Origin of the sequence: Halomonas sp. PAMB 3232, from assembly GCF_031954225.1 — a bacterium.
GTDB lineage: Bacteria > Pseudomonadota > Gammaproteobacteria > Pseudomonadales > Halomonadaceae > Vreelandella.
On the sequence record NZ_CP134865.1, the window covers coordinates 1,586,371 to 1,606,812 of the forward strand.

General features: G+C 63.2%; 21 protein-coding genes and 1 other RNA gene. 16 read left to right on the forward strand and 6 right to left on the reverse strand.

Features of this window, described 5'->3' with window-relative positions; translation table 11 throughout:
• The first annotated feature begins 1 nt into the window (after position 1).
• The 3 genes from murA to hisD are packed head-to-tail and all read left to right on the forward strand — an operon-like array spanning position 2 to position 3,272.
• Positions 2 to 1,264 (forward strand): UDP-N-acetylglucosamine 1-carboxyvinyltransferase, encoded by a 1,263-nt coding sequence (gene murA, locus RN346_RS07180; RefSeq protein ID WP_263584304.1) that lies wholly within the window; start codon positions 2 to 4, stop codon positions 1,262 to 1,264.
• A gap of 27 nt (positions 1,265 to 1,291) precedes the next feature.
• Complete coding sequence (hisG, locus tag RN346_RS07185) at positions 1,292 to 1,948, forward strand: ATP phosphoribosyltransferase (RefSeq protein ID WP_252107526.1); 657 nt, start codon at positions 1,292 to 1,294, stop codon at positions 1,946 to 1,948.
• A gap of 10 nt (positions 1,949 to 1,958) precedes the next feature.
• Positions 1,959 to 3,272, forward strand: coding sequence for a histidinol dehydrogenase (gene hisD / locus RN346_RS07190; protein WP_263584302.1), 1,314 nt, complete (start codon positions 1,959 to 1,961; stop codon positions 3,270 to 3,272).
• Between the two features lie 54 nt (positions 3,273 to 3,326).
• On the opposite strand, the gene RN346_RS07195 is transcribed toward hisD, so the two are convergent.
• A complete protein-coding gene (locus RN346_RS07195; RefSeq protein WP_311960682.1) occupies positions 3,327 to 4,568 on the reverse strand; it encodes a Do family serine endopeptidase in 1,242 nt (413 codons plus the stop codon).
• A gap of 216 nt (positions 4,569 to 4,784) precedes the next feature.
• Between RN346_RS07195 and RN346_RS07200 the strand changes: the two genes are divergently transcribed.
• Positions 4,785 to 5,546, forward strand: a complete 762-nt coding sequence (locus tag RN346_RS07200; RefSeq protein WP_311960683.1) for a Nif3-like dinuclear metal center hexameric protein — start codon at positions 4,785 to 4,787, stop codon at positions 5,544 to 5,546.
• A 71-nt stretch (positions 5,547 to 5,617) separates the two neighbouring features.
• Here the strand turns inward: RN346_RS07200 and RN346_RS07205 are convergent, their stop codons facing one another.
• Positions 5,618 to 6,133 (reverse strand): ZapG family protein, encoded by a 516-nt coding sequence (locus tag RN346_RS07205; protein WP_311962572.1) that lies wholly within the window; start codon positions 6,131 to 6,133, stop codon positions 5,618 to 5,620.
• Positions 6,134 to 6,353: 220 nt separating this feature from the next.
• On the opposite strand from RN346_RS07205, the gene zapE reads away from it, so the two are divergent.
• From zapE to RN346_RS07230, 5 genes are all read left to right on the forward strand, one after another.
• Positions 6,354 to 7,535 (forward strand): cell division protein ZapE, encoded by a 1,182-nt coding sequence (gene zapE, locus RN346_RS07210; RefSeq protein WP_311962573.1) that lies wholly within the window; start codon positions 6,354 to 6,356, stop codon positions 7,533 to 7,535.
• A gap of 227 nt (positions 7,536 to 7,762) precedes the next feature.
• A complete protein-coding gene (gene rplM / locus RN346_RS07215) occupies positions 7,763 to 8,191 on the forward strand; it encodes a 50S ribosomal protein L13 (protein WP_252107532.1) in 429 nt (142 codons plus the stop codon).
• Positions 8,192 to 8,204: 13 nt separating this feature from the next.
• Positions 8,205 to 8,594: a 30S ribosomal protein S9 gene (gene rpsI / locus RN346_RS07220; RefSeq protein ID WP_252107534.1), complete on the forward strand. Its 390-nt coding sequence runs from the start codon at positions 8,205 to 8,207 to the stop codon at positions 8,592 to 8,594.
• A 204-nt stretch (positions 8,595 to 8,798) separates the two neighbouring features.
• Positions 8,799 to 9,425 (forward strand): stringent starvation protein SspA, encoded by a 627-nt coding sequence (gene sspA, locus RN346_RS07225; RefSeq protein ID WP_263584298.1) that lies wholly within the window; start codon positions 8,799 to 8,801, stop codon positions 9,423 to 9,425.
• Positions 9,426 to 9,473: 48 nt separating this feature from the next.
• On the forward strand, positions 9,474 to 9,950 hold the full coding sequence (locus tag RN346_RS07230; RefSeq protein WP_263584297.1) for a ClpXP protease specificity-enhancing factor: 477 nt from the start codon (positions 9,474 to 9,476) through the stop codon (positions 9,948 to 9,950).
• Between the two features lie 98 nt (positions 9,951 to 10,048).
• Here RN346_RS07230 and RN346_RS07235 read toward each other — a convergent pair whose 3' ends face one another.
• From RN346_RS07235 to RN346_RS07250, 4 genes are read right to left on the reverse strand one after another with little or no spacing between them, the layout of a single operon-like run.
• Complete coding sequence (locus RN346_RS07235) at positions 10,049 to 10,621, reverse strand: BON domain-containing protein (protein ID WP_263584296.1); 573 nt, start codon at positions 10,619 to 10,621, stop codon at positions 10,049 to 10,051.
• A gap of 48 nt (positions 10,622 to 10,669) precedes the next feature.
• Positions 10,670 to 11,263 carry a phosphoheptose isomerase gene (locus tag RN346_RS07240; RefSeq protein ID WP_311962574.1) on the reverse strand — a complete coding sequence of 198 codons (594 nt, stop codon included), beginning with the start codon at positions 11,261 to 11,263 and terminating at the stop codon, positions 10,670 to 10,672.
• Between the two features lie 19 nt (positions 11,264 to 11,282).
• The gene (locus tag RN346_RS07245) at positions 11,283 to 11,654 is read right to left on the reverse strand and encodes a YraN family protein (RefSeq protein WP_311962575.1); all 372 of its coding nucleotides are present in this window, start codon (positions 11,652 to 11,654) and stop codon (positions 11,283 to 11,285) included.
• Positions 11,644 to 13,146, reverse strand: a complete 1,503-nt coding sequence (locus RN346_RS07250; protein ID WP_311960684.1) for a penicillin-binding protein activator — start codon at positions 13,144 to 13,146, stop codon at positions 11,644 to 11,646. Before RN346_RS07250 ends, RN346_RS07245 begins: the two co-directional genes overlap by 11 nt.
• A gap of 128 nt (positions 13,147 to 13,274) precedes the next feature.
• Between RN346_RS07250 and rsmI the strand changes: the two genes are divergently transcribed.
• The 7 genes from rsmI (at position 13,275) to murF (ending at position 20,442) form a co-directional block, all read left to right on the forward strand.
• The gene (gene rsmI / locus RN346_RS07255; RefSeq protein ID WP_263584293.1) at positions 13,275 to 14,132 is read left to right on the forward strand and encodes a 16S rRNA (cytidine(1402)-2'-O)-methyltransferase; all 858 of its coding nucleotides are present in this window, start codon (positions 13,275 to 13,277) and stop codon (positions 14,130 to 14,132) included.
• A gap of 76 nt (positions 14,133 to 14,208) precedes the next feature.
• Positions 14,209 to 14,556: RNase P RNA component class A (gene rnpB, locus RN346_RS07260), an RNA gene on the forward strand.
• Positions 14,557 to 14,601: 45 nt separating this feature from the next.
• Positions 14,602 to 15,552, forward strand: a complete 951-nt coding sequence (gene rsmH, locus RN346_RS07265; RefSeq protein ID WP_311960686.1) for a 16S rRNA (cytosine(1402)-N(4))-methyltransferase RsmH — start codon at positions 14,602 to 14,604, stop codon at positions 15,550 to 15,552.
• 2 nt (positions 15,553 to 15,554) lie between these two features.
• Positions 15,555 to 15,887 (forward strand): cell division protein FtsL, encoded by a 333-nt coding sequence (ftsL, locus tag RN346_RS07270; protein ID WP_263584291.1) that lies wholly within the window; start codon positions 15,555 to 15,557, stop codon positions 15,885 to 15,887.
• Positions 15,884 to 17,590: a penicillin-binding protein 2 gene (locus RN346_RS07275; protein ID WP_263584290.1), complete on the forward strand. Its 1,707-nt coding sequence runs from the start codon at positions 15,884 to 15,886 to the stop codon at positions 17,588 to 17,590. Before ftsL ends, RN346_RS07275 begins: the two co-directional genes overlap by 4 nt.
• 15 nt (positions 17,591 to 17,605) lie before the next feature.
• Positions 17,606 to 19,099, forward strand: coding sequence for a UDP-N-acetylmuramoyl-L-alanyl-D-glutamate--2,6-diaminopimelate ligase (locus tag RN346_RS07280; protein WP_263584289.1), 1,494 nt, complete (start codon positions 17,606 to 17,608; stop codon positions 19,097 to 19,099).
• Positions 19,099 to 20,442 carry a UDP-N-acetylmuramoyl-tripeptide--D-alanyl-D-alanine ligase gene (gene murF, locus RN346_RS07285; protein WP_263584288.1) on the forward strand — a complete coding sequence of 448 codons (1,344 nt, stop codon included), beginning with the start codon at positions 19,099 to 19,101 and terminating at the stop codon, positions 20,440 to 20,442. The genes RN346_RS07280 and murF overlap by 1 nt, the downstream gene beginning before the upstream one ends.

Here is a 20,442-nt window from a genome sequence, read left to right on the forward strand (position 1 = left end):
CATGGATAAACTCCTGATTACCGGCAACGGCCGCGCCGACGGTGAAGTGTGGGCGAGCGGCGCGAAAAACGCGGCACTCCCCATTCTTTGCGCCAGCCTTCTATCGAAAGGGCCGGTCGTGATCGGCAACCTGCCGCACCTGCAGGACATCACCACGACCCTCGAACTGCTGGGCCGCATGGGCGTTGAGCCGGTGATGGGCGAGCGTTTGAGCATTCAGCTCGACGGCTCCCAAGTCACCGAGTGCCACGCGCCGTATGAGCTGGTCAAGAAAATGCGCGCCTCGATTCTGGTGCTCGGCCCGCTGCTTGCCCACTTTGGCCAGGCCGATGTGTCGTTGCCCGGCGGCTGTGCGATCGGCTCGCGCCCGGTGGATCTGCATATCCGCGGGCTGGAGGCAATGGGCGCCTCCATTCGCGTCGAAGCCGGCTACATTCGCGCAAGCGTCGATGGCCGCCTCAAGGGCGCGACCATCTACTTCGATACCGTGACCGTCACCGGTACCGAAAATCTGCTCATGGCGGCCACGCTCGCCGAAGGTAAAACGGTGCTGGAAAACGCGGCCCGCGAGCCGGAAGTGGTGGATTTGGCCGAGTGCCTGATCAAGATGGGCGCCAACATCAAGGGGCACGGCACCGACACCATCGTCATCGAAGGGGTCGAGTCGCTTCACGGCTGTGAGCACGACGTCATGCCGGATCGCATCGAAACCGGAACGTTTCTGGTCGCGGCGGCGATGACTGGCGGACGGGTGAAGGTGACGCGCACGCGGGCCGACATTCTGGAGGCGGTGCTCGCCAAGCTCGAGGAGGCGGGGGCCGATATCACCTGCGGCGAAGACTGGATCGAGCTCGACATGCACGGCAAGCGCCCGAAAGCGGTCAATATTCGCACCGCGCCCTATCCAGCGTTTCCCACCGACATGCAGGCGCAGTTCGTGGCCATGAACGCCGTGGCCGAAGGCCACTCGCGGGTGGTGGAAACCATCTTTGAAAACCGCTTCATGCACGTTCAGGAGCTCAACCGCATGGGCGCCAACATCGCGCTCGAGGGCAACGCGGCGCTGATCACCGGGGTAGACCGGCTCTCTGGCGCGCCGGTGATGGCCACCGACCTTCGCGCCTCGGCCTCTCTCGTGATTGCGGCGATGATGGCCGAAGGCGAGACGTTGGTAGACCGCATCTACCATATCGATCGCGGCTACGAGTGTATCGAAGAAAAAATGCAGTTGCTGGGGGCGAAGATTCGCCGCATTCCCGGCTAGCCACGCGACCAACCACTGGCCTAATCCATGAGTAAGCAACTGATTCTGGCGCTCTCCAAGGGGCGCATTCTGGAAGAGACGCTGCCGCTTCTGGCCGACGCCGGCATTACGCCGGCGGAGGATCTCGGCAAAAGCCGCAAGCTGTTATTCGATACCAACCTGAGCGATGTCAAACTGGTCGTCATTCGCGCCACCGATGTGCCTACCTACGTCCAGCTCGGTGCGGCAGATCTGGGGATCGCCGGCAAGGACGTGCTGCTCGAACACGGCGCCGAAGGCCTTTACGAGCCTGTCGATCTCGACATTGCCCGATGCAAGCTGATGACCGCCGGTGTCACCGGGCAGGCGCCCTTGAAAGCGCGTCGCCGGGTCGCCACCAAGTTCGTCAACGTGGCCCGGCGCTACTACGCCGAGCAGGGCATTCAGGCCGAGGTGATCAAGCTTTATGGCGCCATGGAGCTTGCGCCGCTGATGAACCTCGCCGATGAGATCGTCGATATCGTCGACACCGGTAACACGCTACGCGCCAATGGTATGGAGCCGCGGGAGCTGATCGCCGAAATCAGCACGCGGCTGGTGGTCAACAAGGCTGCCATGACCATGAAGCACGATCGCATCAAACCCTTGCTTTCACGGCTGCAGGACGCGGTTTCAAAGCGCCAGGCAGCGTCTGCCCAATCCTGAGAGGTGTTCGATGAGTGATAAAGCGGCCTTGATCCACCGGCTCTCCACGGCCGACGGCGCGTTTGATGCAAGGCTCGACGCGCTGCTCGATTGGGAGGGGGTTTCCAACGAAGAGGTTCAGGCGCGGGTGAGCGCCATTCTTGCCGATGTCAAAGCGCGCGGCGATCAGGCGGTGATCGAGGCGACCAATCGCTTTGATCGCCTCAGTGTTGCCAGCATGTCCGAGCTTTGCCTTGCGCCAGAGCGGCTCAAGGCCGCCTTCGATGGCCTGCCTTCGGATCAGCGTGAGGCGTTAAACGTCGCTGCCGAGCGCATTCGGCGCTACCACGAGCATCAAAAGCCCAGCGGCTGGCAGTATGAAGAGCCGGACGGCACGGTGTTAGGGCAAAAGGTGACGCCGCTCGATCGCGCCGGTATCTACGTGCCCGGTGGCAAGGCGGCGTACCCCTCGTCGGTGTTGATGAACGCTCTTCCCGCCCATGTGGCAGGTGTCGGCGAGATCGTCATGGTCGTGCCGACGCCGGACGGTGTGCTCAACGAGCTGGTGCTCGCGGCGGCGCATCTGGCCGGGGTGGACTACGTCTTCACCATCGGCGGCGCCCAAGCGGTAGCGGCGCTCGCATTTGGTACCGAAAGTGTGCCGCGGGTCGACAAGATCGTCGGGCCGGGCAACATTTACGTGGCCACCGCCAAGCGCGCGGTGTTTGGTCAGGTCGGCATCGACATGATTGCCGGGCCCTCGGAAATTCTCGTGGTCTCGGACGGGCAGACCGACCCGGAGTGGCTGGCGATGGATCTCTTCTCCCAGGCCGAGCACGACGAGGACGCCCAGGCGATTCTCGTTAGCTGGGACGCCGAGCACCTCGACGCCGTCGAGCGCGCCATCGAGCGGCTTTTGCCTACGCTCGAGCGCGAGGCGATCGTGCGCGCGTCGCTCGCTCGGCGCGGCGCGCTGATTTTGTGCCAAAACGAGGAAGATGCGCTGGCGCTGGTCAATCGCGTCGCCCCCGAACACCTGGAGCTGTCGGTGGCCGAGCCCGAGCGGCTTGCCGAGCACGTGCGTCACGCCGGTGCGATCTTCATGGGCCGCTATACCGCCGAGGCGCTGGGCGACTACTGCGCCGGGCCGAATCACGTGCTGCCCACCTCGGGCACCGCGCGGTTCTCGTCGCCTTTGGGCGTGTTCGACTTCCAAAAGCGCTCGTCGATCATCCACTGCTCTGCCGAAGGCGCCTCGGCGCTTGGCAAAACGGCGTCCGTGCTTGCCCGGGGCGAGTCGCTTACCGCCCACGCCCGCTCGGCGGAATACCGTATTCGCGATTGAGCGTCGGTAAGGGCTACCCTGAGATTTTTGGCAGCGCCTGGCGCTGCCTTTTTTTCAGGACTCGGCGCGCCGGTCGAGCGTCATTTCGGTCGGCGTGGGGCGCTCGCCCACTTCCAGCGTTAATTCGATACGCTCACCGTTGCGTACCACGGTGAGCGGAAGCGTGGTGCCCGGTGCGATCGAGGCGATGTCGCTCATGGTCGCGCGGGCATCCAGAATGGCCTGGTTGTCGATGGAGAGCAGCACATCGCCGGGCTGAAGGCCCGCCTGGGCCGCCGGGCCGCCGCTCACCACGCCTGCCACGATGACGCCCTGCGGGGTGCGCAGCCCAAACGATGCCGCCAGCTCCCGCGACAGCGCCTGCGCCTCGATACCCAGCCACCCGCGGATGACCCGACCGCGCGTCACCAGCTCGTTCAAAATGCTGTGGGCCAGGTTCGCCGGAATGGCGAAGCCGATGCCCTGAGACCCGCCGGAGCGTGAAAAAATCGCCGTGTTGATGCCGACCAGGGCGCCTTCGGCGTTGACCAGCGCGCCGCCGGAGTTGCCCGGGTTGATCGCCGCGTCGGTTTGAATGAAGTCCTCGTAGGCGTTGAGCCCCAGATGGCTGCGGCCGGTGGCGCTGATGATGCCCATGGTGACCGTCTGCCCCACGCCGAAGGGATTGCCAATCGCCAGCGCCACATCGCCCACGGCGACTTCCTGGGAGTCGCTTAGCTCGATCACCGGAAGATCGTCCAGGTCGATACGCAGTACCGCCAGATCGCTTTCCGGGTCGGTGCCGACCACGTCGGCCAGGGTTTCGCGCCCGTCGCGCAGCGCCACCTGGATCTGGTCGGCGTCGTTGATGACGTGGTGGTTGGTCAGTACGTAGCCGTCCTGACTAATGATCACCCCGGAGCCCAGGCTCGACAGCATGCGCTGGTGCGCGGTCGGGTCATCGCCGCGGAAAAACTGTTGAAAGAAGGGGTCGGACATCAGTGGGTGCTGGTCGCGCTCGACGATGCGCGACGAGTAGATGTTGACCACCGCCGGGGCGGCCTGGTCCACCGCGTCGGCGTAGCTTGCCGGGCCCTGGGTGCGGTCGAGCGGAGCGGCCTGGCGAATTTCCGGGCGCGGACGCTCTGGTGCCTCAATACTATTCTGCGAGGTCGGCACCATCGCCTGCGGCGGCGCGGGCTCGGGTGTCGATCGAAACGGGTTGGGCAGATGATTCGGAAAAACGAAGAGTAAAAACGCCGCTAAAAGGACGCCGGTCACGATAGGCCACACATAGGGCAGCACGTAGCGGTGCATGCGGTACATCCTCAGCCGTTGGCGATCACTGGGTCTCGATGGGAGCCGCGTGCCGGTTCGCGGTAACGCGGCGTGGGCTTTACACTATAACGTTTTGCAGCAACATCACGTTTTGCAGCAACATCAAATTCTGCAACGACATAAAGCTCTGCAATAACCGTTAGGGTAACACTTTTGCCCACCTTCCTCAGTAGCTTAGCTCTAAAAGGAGACGACGTGGTTAACCGCGACCAGCTAGCCAGTGCCCTCGACCATCAGCTTCGCGCCTCGCGCTTCAAGGATTACACCGTCAACGGCCTTCAGGTGCAGGGGCGTGAGTCCATCACCCGCCTCATGACCGGCGTCACCGCAAACCAGGCACTGCTCGACGAGGCCGTGGCCTGGCAGGCCGACGCGGTGCTGGTGCATCACGGCTACTTCTGGAAAAACGAGCCGGTGGCGCTGACCGGCATGAAGTACCGGCGCATCAAGACGCTGCTCGATCACGACATCAACCTGCTGGCCTATCATTTGCCGCTGGATGCCCACGCGGATCTCGGCAACAACGTCGAGCTCGCTCGGCGGCTGGGTTGGAAGGTGGAAGGGTGTCTCGACGGCGAGCTGGGCGAGGGGCTTTTGTACGCCGGTCGGCTACCCGAGGCGCAGTCGATTCAAACGCTTGCAGCCAGCGTCGAAGCCGTACTCGAGCGTGCGCCCACGGTGATCGAAGCGCCCAACGTGGCGAGTATCGAGCGCATCGCCTGGTGTACCGGCGGCGCCCAGGACATGATCACTCAGGCGTTTGATGCGGGGGCTCAGGCGTTCGTCTCCGGCGAGATCTCCGAGCGAACCACCCACCTGGCTCGGGAGATGGGAATTCACTATCTGGCCGCTGGCCATCACGCCACCGAGCGCTACGGCGTTCAGGCGCTCGGTGAGTGGTTGGCCGACGAGTACGGGCTGACCCACCGCTTCGTGGATATCGATAACCCGGCGTGATTCTTGCGCCTTCAAACGAAAAAAGCGAGGACTCGACGCCCTCGCTTTTTGGGTGGTGATGCGCCAGTCCATCAATAACGCGGCGGCTGATCCACGGCGGGTTCCTTGGCCCTGGAGTCCTTGAGGCCGTACTCTTCGGAGAGCGTACCGCCCTTGCCGTCGGCGTAGTCGCGCGGCGTTGGCGGGGTCTCTGAGGTTTGCGGAGTCTTTGACGTCGCTTCAGCCGGCGCCGGTGCGGCGGGCTTTACAGGTTTGGGCGGGGCAGTGGTCTTGCTCGCCTGAACGGTCTCGTCGAAGGGGGCGGCCGGAGTGTGGGCGAGCTCCCACTGCTCGGTGTTGGTGTCGAGCTTGTCCTCGAGCTCATCGGCCTGATGTCGAATCGCCTCCAGGCATTGGCGAACCTCGCCAACATGGCGCCCCTGGGCCTTTTTCAGCTCGGCAATCTGATGCTCGCGCTCCAGAAGCGTTTGTTTCAGTGATGCCCGATGGCGTTCCCCTTTGCTCATGAGGCGATAGCACAAAAGGCCGATCAAAAAGCCAATGACCAGGCCGATGAGCACGAATAACAAGGGTGAGTTTGCTTCCACAGTTTTCTCCCTAAAACCAGGTTGGATCAGTTCAAGCGCAGCGCTCACGCAAACTTCATTATAGGCGCCTGTAGGCCTTGTGGGTCAATGCGCCGATGCGCCAAGGCGTGATCGTGCGTATAATCAGCCGAATTTACAGCGCGTTGCATCGCGCTTGCCCACTACACCGCCTTGCGGCAGTTCCGTGACTGGCCGCGGTTTAAACCGGGAGAGTGTTTGAATGTCATCGAAAGCCGCCTCGGCAAAGGTTTCCGCCACGCATCCGTCCACGCCCATGGCGCGCTACAAAAGTGATCTCGAGCGCGATGATTTTCAATACGATGCCACCCAGGAGAAAGCGGTCGAGCACCTGCAGCGCCTCTACGACGATCTGTTGGCCACCCCCTCGACTACGCCCAAGACCGTGGTCGCCAACAAGGGGTTCAAGGCGCGCATGGCTGGGTTCGTCGGCAAGAAGAAAACCCCGGATGAGGCGCCGATGCCGCGGGTCAGTGGGCTCTACTTCTGGGGCGGCGTGGGGCGTGGCAAAACCTACCTGGTCGACACCTTCTATGATGCGCTGCCGTTTTCCGAGAAGATGCGCACCCACTTTCACCGCTTCATGCAGCGGGTGCACAACGAGCTCAATCACTACAAGGGCGAGAAGAACCCGCTGGAGCTGATCGCCGGCAAGTTCGCGTCTGAAGCGCGAGTGATCTGCTTTGACGAGTTCTTCGTCAAGGACATCACCGATGCGATGATTCTGGCCAACCTGCTGGAGGCGCTGTTCAAGCGCGGCGTCGTACTGGTGGCGACCTCCAACATCGTGCCGGATGATCTCTACAAGGATGGCCTGCAGCGCGCGCGCTTTCTCCCCGCCATCGATCTGCTCAACCGCCATTGCGAGGTGGTCAACGTCGACTCCGGCGTCGATTATCGCCTGCGCGCACTACAGCGTGCCGAGATCTTTCATACCCCCTGCGACGAGGCCGCCGAAAAAGAGCTTGCGCGAAGCTTCAGGGAAATTGCCGGTCAAAGCGGAGAGGAGGGCGCGCCGCTCGAGGTCAACCACCGCGTGCTCAAAACACGCCGGCTCTATGAAGGGACCGCCTGGTTCGAGTTTCGCGAGCTTTGTGACGGCCCGCGTAGCCAGAACGACTACATCGAGCTCGCCCGGGAGTTTCACACCGTGCTGGTGTCGAACGTGCCCCAAATGAGCGCTAAAACAGAAGACCAGGCGCGGCGTTTCATCAATATGGTCGATGAGTTCTACGACCGCGGAGTGAAGCTTTTGATGTCGGCCCAGGTGTCGGTGGAGTCGCTTTACACCGATGGCAAGCTCGCTTTCGAGTTCGAGCGAACGCTCTCAAGGCTTCAGGAGATGCAGTCTCAGGAGTACCTGGCGCTGGCGCACAAGCCCTGACTCCTGGGCCCGGGCTCATGAACCAGGATTCACAAGCGCTGGCGCGGTGACGATGGCGCCCGGAGAAAAATTCGCCCGGGCGCTTAACTTGTCGCTACTGCTCGTGTAGAATGCCGCCTCGCTAACCGTTACTGGCCGCGTTTGACGGGTCGTAACCAAAAAAAATAGGGATGGTGCACGGCCCTGGGCCGCGTTACCCAATACACTTTATCTGGTGAATTTCATCCATGAAGACGTTCAGTGCTAAGCCGCAGTCCGTCCAGCGCGACTGGTATGTTGTCGATGCCACGGACAAAACGCTCGGTCGTCTGGCTACCGAAATCGCTCGCCGCCTGCGTGGCAAGCATAAGCCCGAATTCACGCCTCACGTTGACACCGGCGACTACATCGTCGTGATCAACGCCGAGAAGATTCAGGTCACTGGCAAGAAAGCCACTGACAAGAATTACTACCGTCACACCGGATACCCGGGCGGTCTGCGTTCCATGACCTTCAACCAGCTCAAGGATCATGCGCCGGAGCGTATCATCGAGTTTGCCGTCAAGGGCATGCTGCCGAAAGGTCCGCTGGGTCGCGCCATGCACTCCAAGCTCAAAGTGTACGCGGGAACCGAGCATCCCCACGCCGCCCAACAGCCGCTTGAACTGAACATTTAAGGAAATCTTCGCCATGTCACAGCAATACTACGGTACCGGGCGCCGCAAGACTTCCACCGCTCGTGTGTTCCTCAAGCCGGGTTCCGGCAACATCACCGTTAACAACCGCGCGCTTGACGAGTTCTTTGGTCGCGTTACCGGTCGTATGGTGGTTCGCCAGCCGCTCGAGCTGACCGAAACGCTGAACCAGTTCGACGTCTACGTGACTGTCGAAGGCGGCGGTGGCTCTGCCCAGGCCGGCGCCATTCGTCACGGCATCACCCGCGCGCTGATGGAGTACAACGAAGACTTCCGTCCTGCGCTGCGTGCCGCCGGCTACGTGACTCGCGATGCGCGTCAGGTCGAGCGTAAGAAAGTCGGTCTGCGCAAAGCACGTCGTCGTCCGCAGTTCTCCAAGCGTTAATTTTTTTACGCGCTTTGAAGACAACGCCCAGGCCCTTGGCCTGGGCGTTTTTTGTGTCAGGTCGTTGCGTTGACGCCACCCGGGTCCAAACCGCGCTGAAAATGTTAAGGTGCCTTGGGCGCTTTGGGATGGCGCGGGGCCGTATCCCCCAGGCGGGCGCTGACATGTTATTATTGTCTATTGTTTTGATGCGAGGATGCTTTCATGGGTGTTGTGGCCAAGCGGTCTTCTATGATCTTTTACTCCGGTAATGACGATCATTTTAGCCATCGAGTGCGCATTGTTCTGGCTGAAAAAGGGGTCGCCGTCGACATCGTTGACGTTAGCGACGATCAGCCGCCGCAGGAATTAGCCGATCTCAACCCCTACAACAGCGTACCCACGCTTTTGGATCGCGATCTGGTGCTGTACGAGTCCAAGGTGATGATGGAGTACCTGGACGAGCGTTTCCCGCATCCGCCGCTTCTGCCCGTTTATCCGGTTGCCCGCGCTCAGAGCCGGCTCTGGATGCACCGCATCGAGCGCGAGTGGTGCCCGATGCTCGACCAGATCCGCACCGGCGGCAAGAAAGAGGCCGAGAAGGCGCGTAAGGAGCTTCGTGAAAGTCTGATCGGTATCTCGCCGATCTTCGAGGATATGCCTTTCTTCATGAGTGAAGAGTTCACCCTGGTGGACTGCTGCCTTGCACCGATCCTTTGGCGTTTGCCGGAGCTCAACATCGAGCTTCCGGAAAAGCAGGTCAAGCCGCTGATGGATTACATGGCGCGGGTATTCGAGCGCGATGCGTTCAAGGCTGCCCTGAACGAGCGCGAAAAAGAGATGCGCGCGTAAATGCTTTTGGTCCCGCTCGCGGGGCGTTATGGAAACAAGGGGAGTCTTATGAAGTCGAGCCGTCCCTATATTGCCCGGGCGCTGTACCAGTGGCTTCTGGACAACGAGCTGACCCCGCACCTGGTGGTCGATGCGACCCAGCCCGGCGTCGAGGTGCCGCGTCAATTCGTGCAAAACGGTCAGATCGTGTTGAACGTCGCCCCAACGGCGGTGCGCGATCTGTTCATGGAGAACGAGGCCATCGGCTTCAGCGCACGCTTTGGTGGCCAGCCGATGCAGGTCATGGTGCCGATTGAGGCGCTGATCGCCATTTACGCCCGTGAAAACGGCGCGGGCATGGTGTTTGGTCAGGAGCCGGAACTCGACAGCGACGATGAGGAGCTCGAAACCTCGGAGATCGATGAGAGCGAAAGCACTGGCCCGCAGCTAAGCGTCACCGGCCCTGCCGACGAAAGTCAGGGCGATGCGCCGAGTAAGGAGAAGGGCAAGGCCAAAAAGAAGCCAACGCTTCGCGTCGTCAAATAGCCGCACCCTTCGCACGAAAAAGCCCCGCACACGGTCAGTGTGCGGGGCTTTTTCGTGGCTTGTGATCGCGCCAATGATTCAGGCCTTCAAGGCGCCGATCAGTCGATGTAGTCGAATACCTTGACGATGCGCTGGATACCGCTGACGGCAGAGGCCGCATTGACGATGCGATCCGCTTCCTGACGCGTCACCATGCCCATCAGGTAGACGCTGGCGTTCTCGGTGGTCACCTTGAGCTTCGATGAATCGATGTGCTCGTTGGTGGCCAGGTGGCTTACCACGTTGGTTGTCAGCCAGGTATCGGTCAAGCGCTGGCTCGTGGGTAGGTTGGCGGCGATCGAGAGCTGGTTGTGTACCTGGTTGACGCCACGCAAGCCGCCGGTCACCTCACCCGCCATGGTGCGTAGCTCTTCGCTCGGCACCTGGCCGACCAGCAGCACCGTGCCGTTATAGCTGTGGGCGCGAATGCGCGCGTCGCCCAGACGGGCGTCCGCCTGATCGAGAGCGCGCTCGATCTGGCGCTCGATGGTGGCGTCGACCGCCTCGACGTCGTCGCTGCGCTGGGCGTAGTTGGACGGGTTGGACGCCGAGTTGTTGGCGCAGCCGGCCAGCAGCACCGCGCTGCAGGCGGTGATCAGGCAAAAGGAACGAAATGCGTTGCGAAGGGCCATCGCCGACTCCTGAAAATATGAATAAAAAAGGTCGTGTGAGCGGTGGGCCTAAGCGCCGCCGCCGAATAGCTGCTCGTCGATGAGATCGCACAGGCAGTGGATCGCCAGCAGATGTACCTCCTGGATGCGCGCGGTCGAGGTGGCCGGCACGCGGATTTCACAGTCGTCCTGACCCAGGAGCGAAGCCATGTCGCCGCCGTCGCGCCCGGTCAGCGCGACCACCGCCATGTCGCGATCATGAGCCGCCTGGATCGCCTGAACGATGTTGGCGGAGTTACCGCTGGTCGAAATCGCCAGCAGGATATCGCCTGGCTGGCCCAGCGCCCGAATCTGCTTGGAGAAGACTTCGTTGTAGCTGTAGTCGTTGGCGATCGAGGTGAGCGTCGAGGTGTCGGTGGTCAGCGCCAGTGCCGGAAGGCTTGGGCGTTCGCGCTCGAAGCGGTTTAAAAGCTCAGCCGAGAAGTGCTGGCTATCGCCGGCGCTGCCGCCGTTGCCGCAGGCAAGAATCTTGCCCTCGTTGACCAGGCATTGCACCATCATTTGGCTGGCGACTTCGATGAACGGCGGCAGCACTTCGCTGGCGTAGGTTTTGGTATCAATGCTGGCATTGAAGTGGCTTAAAATGCGGGATTGAAAGTCCATGAGGGCTTCCTGGTATAAGTCAATATGCGTCAAACGCCGCCTTCTCCCAATGAAACTCGAGAGCAGGTGGATGACCGGTGATCGCTAGAATATCAAAACGACAGGGTGTCGAGACAGCCGTGTGCGCTAAATAGAGCGACGCCGCCCGAATCAGGCGGCGCTGCTTTTGTAGCGTAATGGTTTCGAGCGGGTGACCGCTTCGCGTCGTGGCGCGGTGCTTGACCTCGACAAATACCAGCGTGTCGCCATCTCGCATGATCAAATCGAGCTCGCCGCCCTTGATCTGATAGTTCGCGCTGACAAGCGTCAAGCCTCGCTCTTCGAGCCACCGAGCCGCAAGCTGCTCGGTGGCGGCACCGCGACGGCGCGCGGTTTGCGGCTTATTCGTCACCCAAAAGTCCCGGCGACAGAATCGGCGCGGGGCGGCCGTTCTGGAAGCGCGCCCAGGGCAGTTCGCGGTAAATACGTCCGTCGCCGGCGATCGACAGCGTGCCGGTGCTGCCGTTGAAGCCTTGAAGGGAGGAGAGATCGGACAGGTGCGTAGCAAGCTCGAGCGCATCGACGCCCATCGCCTGAAGGCGGAACAGCGAGGCGTCGCCTTCGCCGTGAAGCGCCTGGTAGCTCGAGTAGAAGGGCAGCGCTTCGGCTCCGCCCACCGCAGCGTCCGGAATTTGCCACGGGATGTCGACGAACATCACGTCATCGAGATCCTGATTCAAGCGCCGCTCCTGGGTGCCTTCGTGCAGGTGCGAGGTGGCGTAGATCGGCAGCTTCTGAGCGTAATAGAAGTCCATCATCGGCGGCACCTGGCGGGCGTACTCGGGCAACGCGAGCAAGAATAGCCCATCGGTGTCACCCAGCTGAGCGCGACCGCCGCTGACGTTCAGTGCCGTTTCCACCGCGCTTGAGACGTCGTTGCTCGGGTTATAGCGCACGGCGTTGGGTACTTCGCCGCCCAGTTGGTGGAACTCGTTCCAGAAGGCCTCGCCCACGCGGCGGCCCCAATCGTTGTCCGGCACCATGACCGCTACCTGGCGGCGACCGTCCTGATAGGCGCGCCGCGCTACCTGGCGGGCTTCGTCTTCGGCGGACAAGCCGTACTGGAAAAGGCCCGCGGCCTGGTTTTGTGCGCTGCTGCCGTAGTTCAGCGCCAGCGTCGGAAGCGGAACGCTCGCGCGCTGCTCGAGTTGGGTAACGTCTTCCTTGTCCAGCGGGCCGACGATCAACTGGGCGTTCATTTGCTGGGCGCGGCTGTAAAGCTCGTCCGTGGAGTACTGCGAGGAGTCGATGAAGGTCAGCTCGACGCCCTGGCCGCGAACCTTGTTGTGCTCGCGCATGGCGTTACTGATGGTGTCGGCAACGCTACTGAGTGGTCCGGACTGGGGTAGTGCGACCATGATTCGGCGAATGTCTTCGCCCTCCAGTGCCGGCAGGGTGGCCTGAACACGGCCCGGCTCGTCCATTGCCTGGCGGGCCCACTGTGCCCGCTCGCGCAGGGTTTGCTGCTCATTACCCTGCATCGGTAGCTCGTCATCCAGCACTTGCGTTGCGCGCAGTACCGCGCGTGGGTCGTCGAGTGCCCGAGCGAGTTCAGAGTAAAGCAGTGCCCAGCGTACCCGGTCGCGCTCGGACAGGCTAGCCTCGTCCACCGCAGCGGCGGCGTCGAACGCCGCTTCGCGCTGGCCTTGGCCTGCCAGAATGGTGGCGGCTTCGAGCCGGCTCAGTGAGGCCTGCTCGGGGCCTTGCTGTTCGGCCTGGCTCAACAGCCGCCCGGCGTCTTCGTCGGATATGCGGTCGACACCGCCGGGCTGTTGAATGGCACAGCCGCTGATCAGTAAAGCCGTAAAGGCGGTGGCGAGCAGGCCACGGAGTGAACGTTTCATGTATGCTTCCTTGGTTTTTTCGTTGGCGCTGTTTAAAGCCGAGGACGAATCCCTTAATCCTTGCACAAGCATAGCGCACCATCAGCGATAGCTATCGGTCAATCCAGAATAGTCAATCAGGAGCCAATATGAGCTACCAGCCTCCGGGCACATTGTACGTGGTTGCCACGCCAATTGGGAATTTGGAGGACCTGACGCCGCGTGCCGCCCGGATTCTTGAAAGCGTATCGCGCATCGCCGCCGAGGACACCCGGCACAGCGCAAGGCTTTTAAGTCACTTGGGGATCAGCAAGCCTCTACTGTCGCTTCACGAGCACAACGAAGCGCACCGGGTAGACACGCTCGACGCCTATCTCGAAGCCGGCGAAAGTATCGCCTTGATCAGCGATGCCGGAACGCCCCTGATCAGTGACCCGGGGTTCATTCTGGTAAGAGCGCTGCGTTCGCGCAACCGCCATATCGTCCCCATTCCCGGGGTGTGTGCGCTGACGGCCGCGCTTAGCGGGGCGGGGCTACCCACCGACCGCTTCATCTTCGCCGGTTTTTTGCCCGCCAAGGCCGGCGCCCGGCGCCAGGTGTTGGAGAACTACCAAAAGCGCGAAGAGACGCTGGTGTTCTACGAATCCCCTCACCGGATAGCGGCCACCCTCGAGGCGCTCGCCGAGCAGATGCCAGAGCGTCCCATCGTGCTGGCCCGTGAGCTGACCAAAACGTTCGAGACCTTCTTGCAGGGGGTGGCATCAGAGCTTCTCGATATTCTGGCCGCAGACCCCAATCAGGCGCGCGGCGAGTTCGTGGTCATGATCGGCGGCGCGCCGGCAGCACGCGAGGTGCGCGAGCAGAGCATCGACGACGAAACGCTGTTGAAAACGCTGCTCGATGAGGGCGTGGGCGTGAAGCAGGGCGCGGCGATTGCAGCGAACCTTCTGGGCGGGCGCAAGAAAGAGTGGTACGCGCGGCTTCAAATGATGAAACCCGACTCATAAGGTAGGTAAGGGCCTTGAAACGCGTAATGAAAACCGAGCATTGAGGCGCGGGCAGGGCGCTGGTATGCTTGCCGCCGGAGTTGGCCAGACAGTCGCCGCTGCGCGTGCGCAGGGGAGGAAAGTCCGGGCTCCATAGGGCAGAGTGCCAGGTAACGCCTGGGCGGCGCGAGCCGACGGAAAGTGCAGCAGAGAGTAGACCGCCGGTTCCTTGTGGACCGGTAAGGGTGAAAGGGTGCGGTAAGAGCGCACCGCACGCCTGGCAACAGTGCGTGGCAAGGTAAACCCCACTCGGAGCAAGACCAAATAGGGACCCATTGGCGTGGCCCGCGCTGGGTCCGGGTAGGTTGCTTGAGCGCTTTGGCGACAAAGCGCCTAGAGGAATGACTGTCCACGACAGAACCCGGCTTATCGGCCGACTCCCCATTTCCATAAAAGGCCCGTCAGGGCCTTTCAACACAGCGTGCGTAACATGTCCTCTGTAAGCCAGCCCGTTTCCGACTTTCGCCATACCAGCGTGTTGCTGGACGGCGCGGTCGATACCCTCGTTCATCAAACCGACGGTGTCTATCTGGACGGGACCTTTGGCCGCGGTGGCCATTCGCGCCTGATTCTTTCACGCCTCGATGAGAGCGGCCGGCTTTTGGCCATGGACCGCGACCCGCAGGCGATCGCTGCCGCCGCCGAGATCGACGACCCACGCTTTGCGATCACCCGGCGCGAGTTCGCTCGCCTTGGCGAGTACGCCAAAGAGCTCGGCCTTCACGGCAAGCTCGCCGGCATCCTGTTGGATGTCGGCGTGTCGTCGCCACAGCTCGACGACCCGGAGCGCGGTTTTAGCTTCATGCGAAACGGCCCGCTCGACATGCGCATGGATCCGACCCAGGGCGAAAGCGCAGCGGATTTTCTGGCGCGCGCCAGCGAAGCCGATATCGCTCACGTGTTCAAGGCTCTCGGCGAGGAGCGCTTTGGCAAGCGCCTGGCGCGTGCGGTCGTGACCCGCCGCGCGGAAAAACCCTTTACCCATACCCTCGATCTGGCCGAGGTGCTCAAGGCCGCCCATCCCGCCTGGGAGAAAGGGCGCCACCCTGCGACCAAGGCCTTCCAGGGGCTGCGGATTCACTTGAACGGCGAGCTCGATCAGCTCGACGCCGCGCTCGAGGCGGCGCTCGAGGCGCTGGCGCCGGGTGGGCACCTGGTGGTGATCAGCTTTCACTCGCTCGAGGACCGCCGGGTCAAACGCTTCATTCGCCACCACGTGCGCGGCGATAACGACCTGCCCCGCGGCGTGCCGATTCGTGACGATCAGATCAATCGGCGGCTCGAGGCGCTCAACAAGGGCGTGCGGCCAAGCGAGGACGAAGTGGCGCAGAATCCGCGCGCGCGAAGCGCCGTCATGCGGGCGGCCAAAAAGCGAGGCTAGCCATGCTGGATCGAATCGATTACTGGTGGTCTGTCATGCGCAGCGAATGGCCGTTCAAGCTGCGCCTGCGCGCGTGGCCGCTGATCATTGCCGCGCTGTTTCTGGCCTGTCTGCTGACCGCCCTGGCCGTGGTGGTGACCACCCACATGACGCGTACCCAGTTCGCCCAGCTCCAGCGTCTGGAGCAGGAGAAGAACCAGCTGCAAACCGAATGGGGCCAGCTGCTGCTCGAAGAGGGCGCCTGGTCGACGCCGGCCCGGGTCGAGCAGATCGCCACCGAGCGTCTTGAAATGCGCATTCCCGATGTAGACGATGTCGAGGTGATTCGGCCATGAATCAACGCCGCCGGGGAGGCTCGTCCCGACAGCACCCCGTAGCGCCGCCGCTGGCGGGCGGGCGCTTTCTGTTCATTTTGATTCTGGTGGCGCTGGCCGCCTGCGTGCTGGTCGGGCGCATCACGCTTTTACAGGTCATCGATCGGCCCTTTTTGCAAAGCCAGGGCGATGCGCGCACGCTGCGCCACGAAGTGATCCCTTCCCACCGCGGCATGATCACCGATCGAAACGGCGAGCCGCTGGCGATCTCGACGCCCGTGGTGACGCTTTGGGCCAACCCTCAGGAGCTGCCATCGGATGGCATTCAGCGCGTCATGCTCGCCCAGGCACTGGGGATGAGCCTTGATGATTTCGAGGCGCGCGTCGAGCGTTACGATAGCCGCGAGTTCATGTATCTTCGCCGCCAGATGACGCCGGAGGCGGCCCAGCGCATTCTCGATCTGCGCACCCCCGGCGTGTATCAGCAGCGCGAGTACAAGCGCTACTATCCGGCCGGCGAAGTCGCCGCCCAGCTTCTGGGCGTGACCAATGTCGACGATGTGGGCCAGGAAGGCCTCGAGCTTGCCTACCAGCCATTTTTGGCTGGCCACCCGGGCCAGCGCCGCGTGCTCAACGACCGGCGCGGACGGCTGGTGCGCGAGCTTGGTGTGATCAGCGACGCTCAGCCCGGCGGCGAGCTGACCCTCTCCATCGACCAGCGCATCCAGTACATGGCCTATCGCGAACTGCGCGCGGCAGTAGCGGAGAACGAAGCCGACGGCGGCGTGCTGGTGACCATGGACGTGCGCACCGGCGAAGTGCTGGCGATGGCCAACCTGCCATCCTACAACCCCAACAACCGCGCCGGGCTCGACCCTCGGGGGCTTCGCAACCAGGCGCTGGTCGACGTGTTCGAACCCGGCTCGGTCATGAAGCCTTTGGCCATGGCGGCGGTGCTGGAGAGTGGCGTGGTGGATCGTGACGTGGTGATCGACACCTCCCCTGGCTGGATGCGTATCGACCGCTTCACCATTCGCGACGTCAGCAACCACGGCAAGCTCACTCTGGCCGGCATTCTGGAGAAGTCCTCCAACATCGGGATGTCGAAGCTCGCGCTCCAGCTCGACGACACCGCGATCTGGGAAAAATATAACCAGCTTGGCTTTGGCCAGAGCCCGGGCACCGGCTTTCCCGGCGAGTCCACGGGCAGCCTGCCGGCGCCGGTGCGCTGGTCGCGCAGCGAGCGCGCCGCGCTCTCCTACGGGTACGGGCTTTCGGCCTCGGCGGTGCAGCTCGCCAGCGCCTATACCGCGCTTGCCAACGACGGCGTGCGCATGCCGCCTTCGATTCTGCGCCTCTCCGAGCCGCCCCAGGGCATTCCGGCGATTCAGCCAAGCGTTGCCAACGATCTGCTCGACATTCTGGAAAGCTCCGTCGGGCCTGATTCCGGCGGGCGCCGTGCCCGGGTCGAAGGGTATCGGGTCGGCGGCAAGACCGGCACGGTGCGCAAGACCGGCCAGCAGGGCTATGCCGAAAACGCTTACCGCAGTGTGTTCGCCGGCATTGCGCCAATTTCCGACCCGCGCATCGTCACGGTAGTGATGATCGATCATCCGCGGGCCGGGCAGTTCTATGGCGGCGCGGTCGCCGCGCCGGTTTTCTCCAGCGTCACCGGTAACGCCTTGCGCCTGCTCGACGTGCCGCCCGATTACGAAGTGCAATAGCGTAAAGGAGACAAGATGACGTCCAGCCCCGCCCGCCTTTGGGAGGCGTTGACCAAAGGATGGCCGCCTCAGCAGCTGCCATCGGCGCTGCCGGCGCTTGCCGATGAGTTTTGCATCACCAGCGACTCCCGCGCGATCAAAAGCGGCGACGTATTCGTCGCGGTGCCCGGCAGCGCCCGGGATGGCCGCGAGTTTATCGACGCAGCGCTCGAGCAGGGCGCGGCACTGGTACTCGCCCAAGCCGATGGCCCGAGCGTGCATCTGGAAGGCCAAGTGCTGCATCTTCCGCATCTGTCGCGCCGGCTGGGTGAGTTCGGTCGAGCGCTCTTTGCCGTACCCGGCGGGCTCGACCTCATTGGCGTGACCGGCACCAACGGCAAAAGCTCGGTGACCCACTACATTGCCGCACTCAGCGAGCAGCTGAACACACCAGCGGGGGTGATCGGTACGCTCGGCACCGGTCGGCTCGACCGTTTGAGCGATAGCGGCCTCACCACCCCGGGGCCGCTGGCGCTCCAGCACGCGCTATCAAAGCTTGCCCAAAGCGGCGCCCGGCGCGTGGCGCTGGAGGCGTCGTCCCACGCGCTCGATCAGGGGCGCCTCGACGGCTGTCCGATCAGCGTCGGCGTGTTCACCAACCTGAGCCGCGATCATCTGGATTATCACGGCAGCATGGCCGCCTACGCGGCGTCCAAGGCCAAACTTTTTCGTCGCTCCGAGATTACTCTCGCCGTGGTCAACGCCGCAGACCCGCTGACCCGGCTCATGCTGGCCGGGCTTGAAAAAGGCGTGCGCGTGCTGGCGGTGGGTGAGGATCAGGCCTGCACGCTGCGCGTCGTGGGCTGGCATCCTCACGCGCTGGGGCAGAACGCACTGATTGCTACGCCGGACGGCGAAAAGACGCTCGAACTCGGCCTGATGGGGCGATTCAACCTCGACAACGTGCTGCTCGCCATCGCCACGCTCTATGGTTTGGGCGAGCCGCTGGAGGCGCTGTTCGACGCCGCCGGCCGGCTTGCGCCGGTGCCCGGTCGCATGGCGCTGCTCAAGGAGCAGGGCGCCCCGAGCGTGGTCATCGACTACGCCCATACCCCGGATGCCCTCGGCGCCGCCCTCGGCGCGCTTGGCGAACATCTGGGCGATGCCGGCAAGCTCTGGTGCGTCTTCGGCTGCGGCGGCGAGCGCGATACCGGCAAGCGCGCGGAAATGGCGCGCGTCGCTGAATCTCTCGCCGATCACTGCGTCATCACCGATGACAATCCGCGCGGCGAGCCCGCCGACGTCATCCGCCGGATGATCATCGAAGGCTTTAGCGAGAACGCCTCGTTTCGCGAGGTGGGCGATCGTCGCGCCGCCATTGCGGAGGTGGTCGCCCAGGCCAGCCCCCAGGATGTCGTTTTGATCGCCGGTAAAGGGCACGAGCCCTACCAGGAGATCGACGGCGTGCGTCATGCCTACCGCGACGATCTCGAGGTGCAAAAGGCGCTGGCCGCTCGAGGCGTGCGCTGATGCAGTGGAGCTCACAGCGAGTCGCCAAGGCGCTCAACGTCACGCTTGCCGATGACTTTCCGGCGTGCTCGTTTTCGGGCGTCACTACCGATACGCGCCAAGTCATTCCTGGCGCGCTTTTCGTAGCGCTCAGAGGCGAGCGTTTCGACGGCCATGACTTTCTGGCGCAAGCGCTGGAGCAGGGCGCCGCGGCGGCGCTGGTCGAGACACCCATCGAGAGCGCGCTGCCCCAAATCGTCTGCGCCGACACGCGCCTGGCGCTGGGGCTTTTGGGTCGCGCGCAGCGCCAGCAATTTGCCCATCCTCTGGTGGCCGTCACTGGCAACAGCGGCAAGACCACGGTCAAGGAGATGACGGCAGCGCTGCTTGCTCCGCTCGGCCCGGTGCTGGCAACCCAGGGCAATCTGAACAACGACTTTGGCGCGCCGCTGACGCTTCTGCGCCTGGCCCCCGAGCATCGGGCAGCGGTGGTGGAACTCGGCGCCAATCATCTGGGTGAGATCGCCTGGACCAGCCGGCTCGCCGCGCCGGAGGTTGCCATCATCACCAACGTGACCGGCGCGCACGTCGGCGAATTTGGCGGCCTGGGGCAGATCGCCCAGGCCAAAAGCGAAATTCTGCTCGGGCTCTCGCCCGCGGGTATTGCCGTGCTTAACGCCGAGGATCACTACTTCTTGACCTGGGCGGCGCTCGCTCCTGGGCCGGTGGTGAGCTACGCCGTCGAGGCCGAGGCGGATGTCTGCGCCCGGGCTCTTTCCTGCGACTCGCAAGGGCGGTATGCTTTCACGCTTGTTCAAAACGGTGCTTCGCTTGGCGAGGTGCAGCTCAAGCTTGCCGGCAAGCACAACGTCAGCAATGCCTTGGCCGCCGCCGCCGCCGCGCTTGCCGTGGGAGTGGCACCCAAACGCGTCGTCGAGGCGCTGTGCGCTTTTGCGCCGCTGAAAGGGCGGCTTAGTGTCATGGGAGGGCCAAGCGGCACGACGCTTCTGGACGACACCTACAACGCCAACCCGGGGGCGATGAAGGTCGCACTCGAGACGCTCATGCGCTTTCCCGGCCCACACTGGTTTGCCATGGGGGCGATGGGCGAGCTTGGCGAAGAAAGCGAGGCGCTTCACATTGAGGTTGGCCGCTTTGCGCGAGCGCTGGGGGTCGATACGCTGCTGACCTGCGGCGACGCCGCGCGTGCAGCGAGCGATGCCTTTGGTCGCGGGCACCACTTCGACGACCACGAGACGCTTGCGCGTCATCTTATTAATACGCTGCCGCCCAACGCCACGCTGTTGGTGAAAGGGTCACGCAGTGCGGGCATGGAACGCGTCATCGCCGCGCTGCTCGGTTGA

What these genes read in the sequence shown, in the direction of transcription:
- ftsL (WP_263584291.1), top strand. Translation starts at nt 15,555, where the DNA reads ATGCTGGATCGAATCGATTACTGGTGGTCTGTCATGCGCAGCGAATGG.
- RN346_RS07250 (WP_311960684.1), bottom strand. Translation starts at nt 13,146, where the DNA reads ATGAAACGTTCACTCCGTGGCCTGCTCGCCACCGCCTTTACGGCTTTA.
- rplM (WP_252107532.1), top strand. Translation starts at nt 7,763, where the DNA reads ATGAAGACGTTCAGTGCTAAGCCGCAGTCCGTCCAGCGCGACTGGTAT.
- RN346_RS07275 (WP_263584290.1), top strand. Translation starts at nt 15,884, where the DNA reads ATGAATCAACGCCGCCGGGGAGGCTCGTCCCGACAGCACCCCGTAGCG.
- RN346_RS07280 (WP_263584289.1), top strand. Translation starts at nt 17,606, where the DNA reads ATGACGTCCAGCCCCGCCCGCCTTTGGGAGGCGTTGACCAAAGGATGG.
- murA (WP_263584304.1), top strand. Translation starts at nt 2, where the DNA reads ATGGATAAACTCCTGATTACCGGCAACGGCCGCGCCGACGGTGAAGTG.
- hisD (WP_263584302.1), top strand. Translation starts at nt 1,959, where the DNA reads ATGAGTGATAAAGCGGCCTTGATCCACCGGCTCTCCACGGCCGACGGC.
- RN346_RS07230 (WP_263584297.1), top strand. Translation starts at nt 9,474, where the DNA reads ATGAAGTCGAGCCGTCCCTATATTGCCCGGGCGCTGTACCAGTGGCTT.
- RN346_RS07240 (WP_311962574.1), bottom strand. Translation starts at nt 11,263, where the DNA reads ATGGACTTTCAATCCCGCATTTTAAGCCACTTCAATGCCAGCATTGAT.
- rsmI (WP_263584293.1), top strand. Translation starts at nt 13,275, where the DNA reads ATGAGCTACCAGCCTCCGGGCACATTGTACGTGGTTGCCACGCCAATT.
- RN346_RS07195 (WP_311960682.1), bottom strand. Translation starts at nt 4,568, where the DNA reads ATGCACCGCTACGTGCTGCCCTATGTGTGGCCTATCGTGACCGGCGTC.
- rpsI (WP_252107534.1), top strand. Translation starts at nt 8,205, where the DNA reads ATGTCACAGCAATACTACGGTACCGGGCGCCGCAAGACTTCCACCGCT.
- rsmH (WP_311960686.1), top strand. Translation starts at nt 14,602, where the DNA reads ATGTCCTCTGTAAGCCAGCCCGTTTCCGACTTTCGCCATACCAGCGTG.
- hisG (WP_252107526.1), top strand. Translation starts at nt 1,292, where the DNA reads ATGAGTAAGCAACTGATTCTGGCGCTCTCCAAGGGGCGCATTCTGGAA.
- zapE (WP_311962573.1), top strand. Translation starts at nt 6,354, where the DNA reads ATGTCATCGAAAGCCGCCTCGGCAAAGGTTTCCGCCACGCATCCGTCC.
- RN346_RS07235 (WP_263584296.1), bottom strand. Translation starts at nt 10,621, where the DNA reads ATGGCCCTTCGCAACGCATTTCGTTCCTTTTGCCTGATCACCGCCTGC.
- murF (WP_263584288.1), top strand. Translation starts at nt 19,099, where the DNA reads ATGCAGTGGAGCTCACAGCGAGTCGCCAAGGCGCTCAACGTCACGCTT.
- sspA (WP_263584298.1), top strand. Translation starts at nt 8,799, where the DNA reads ATGGGTGTTGTGGCCAAGCGGTCTTCTATGATCTTTTACTCCGGTAAT.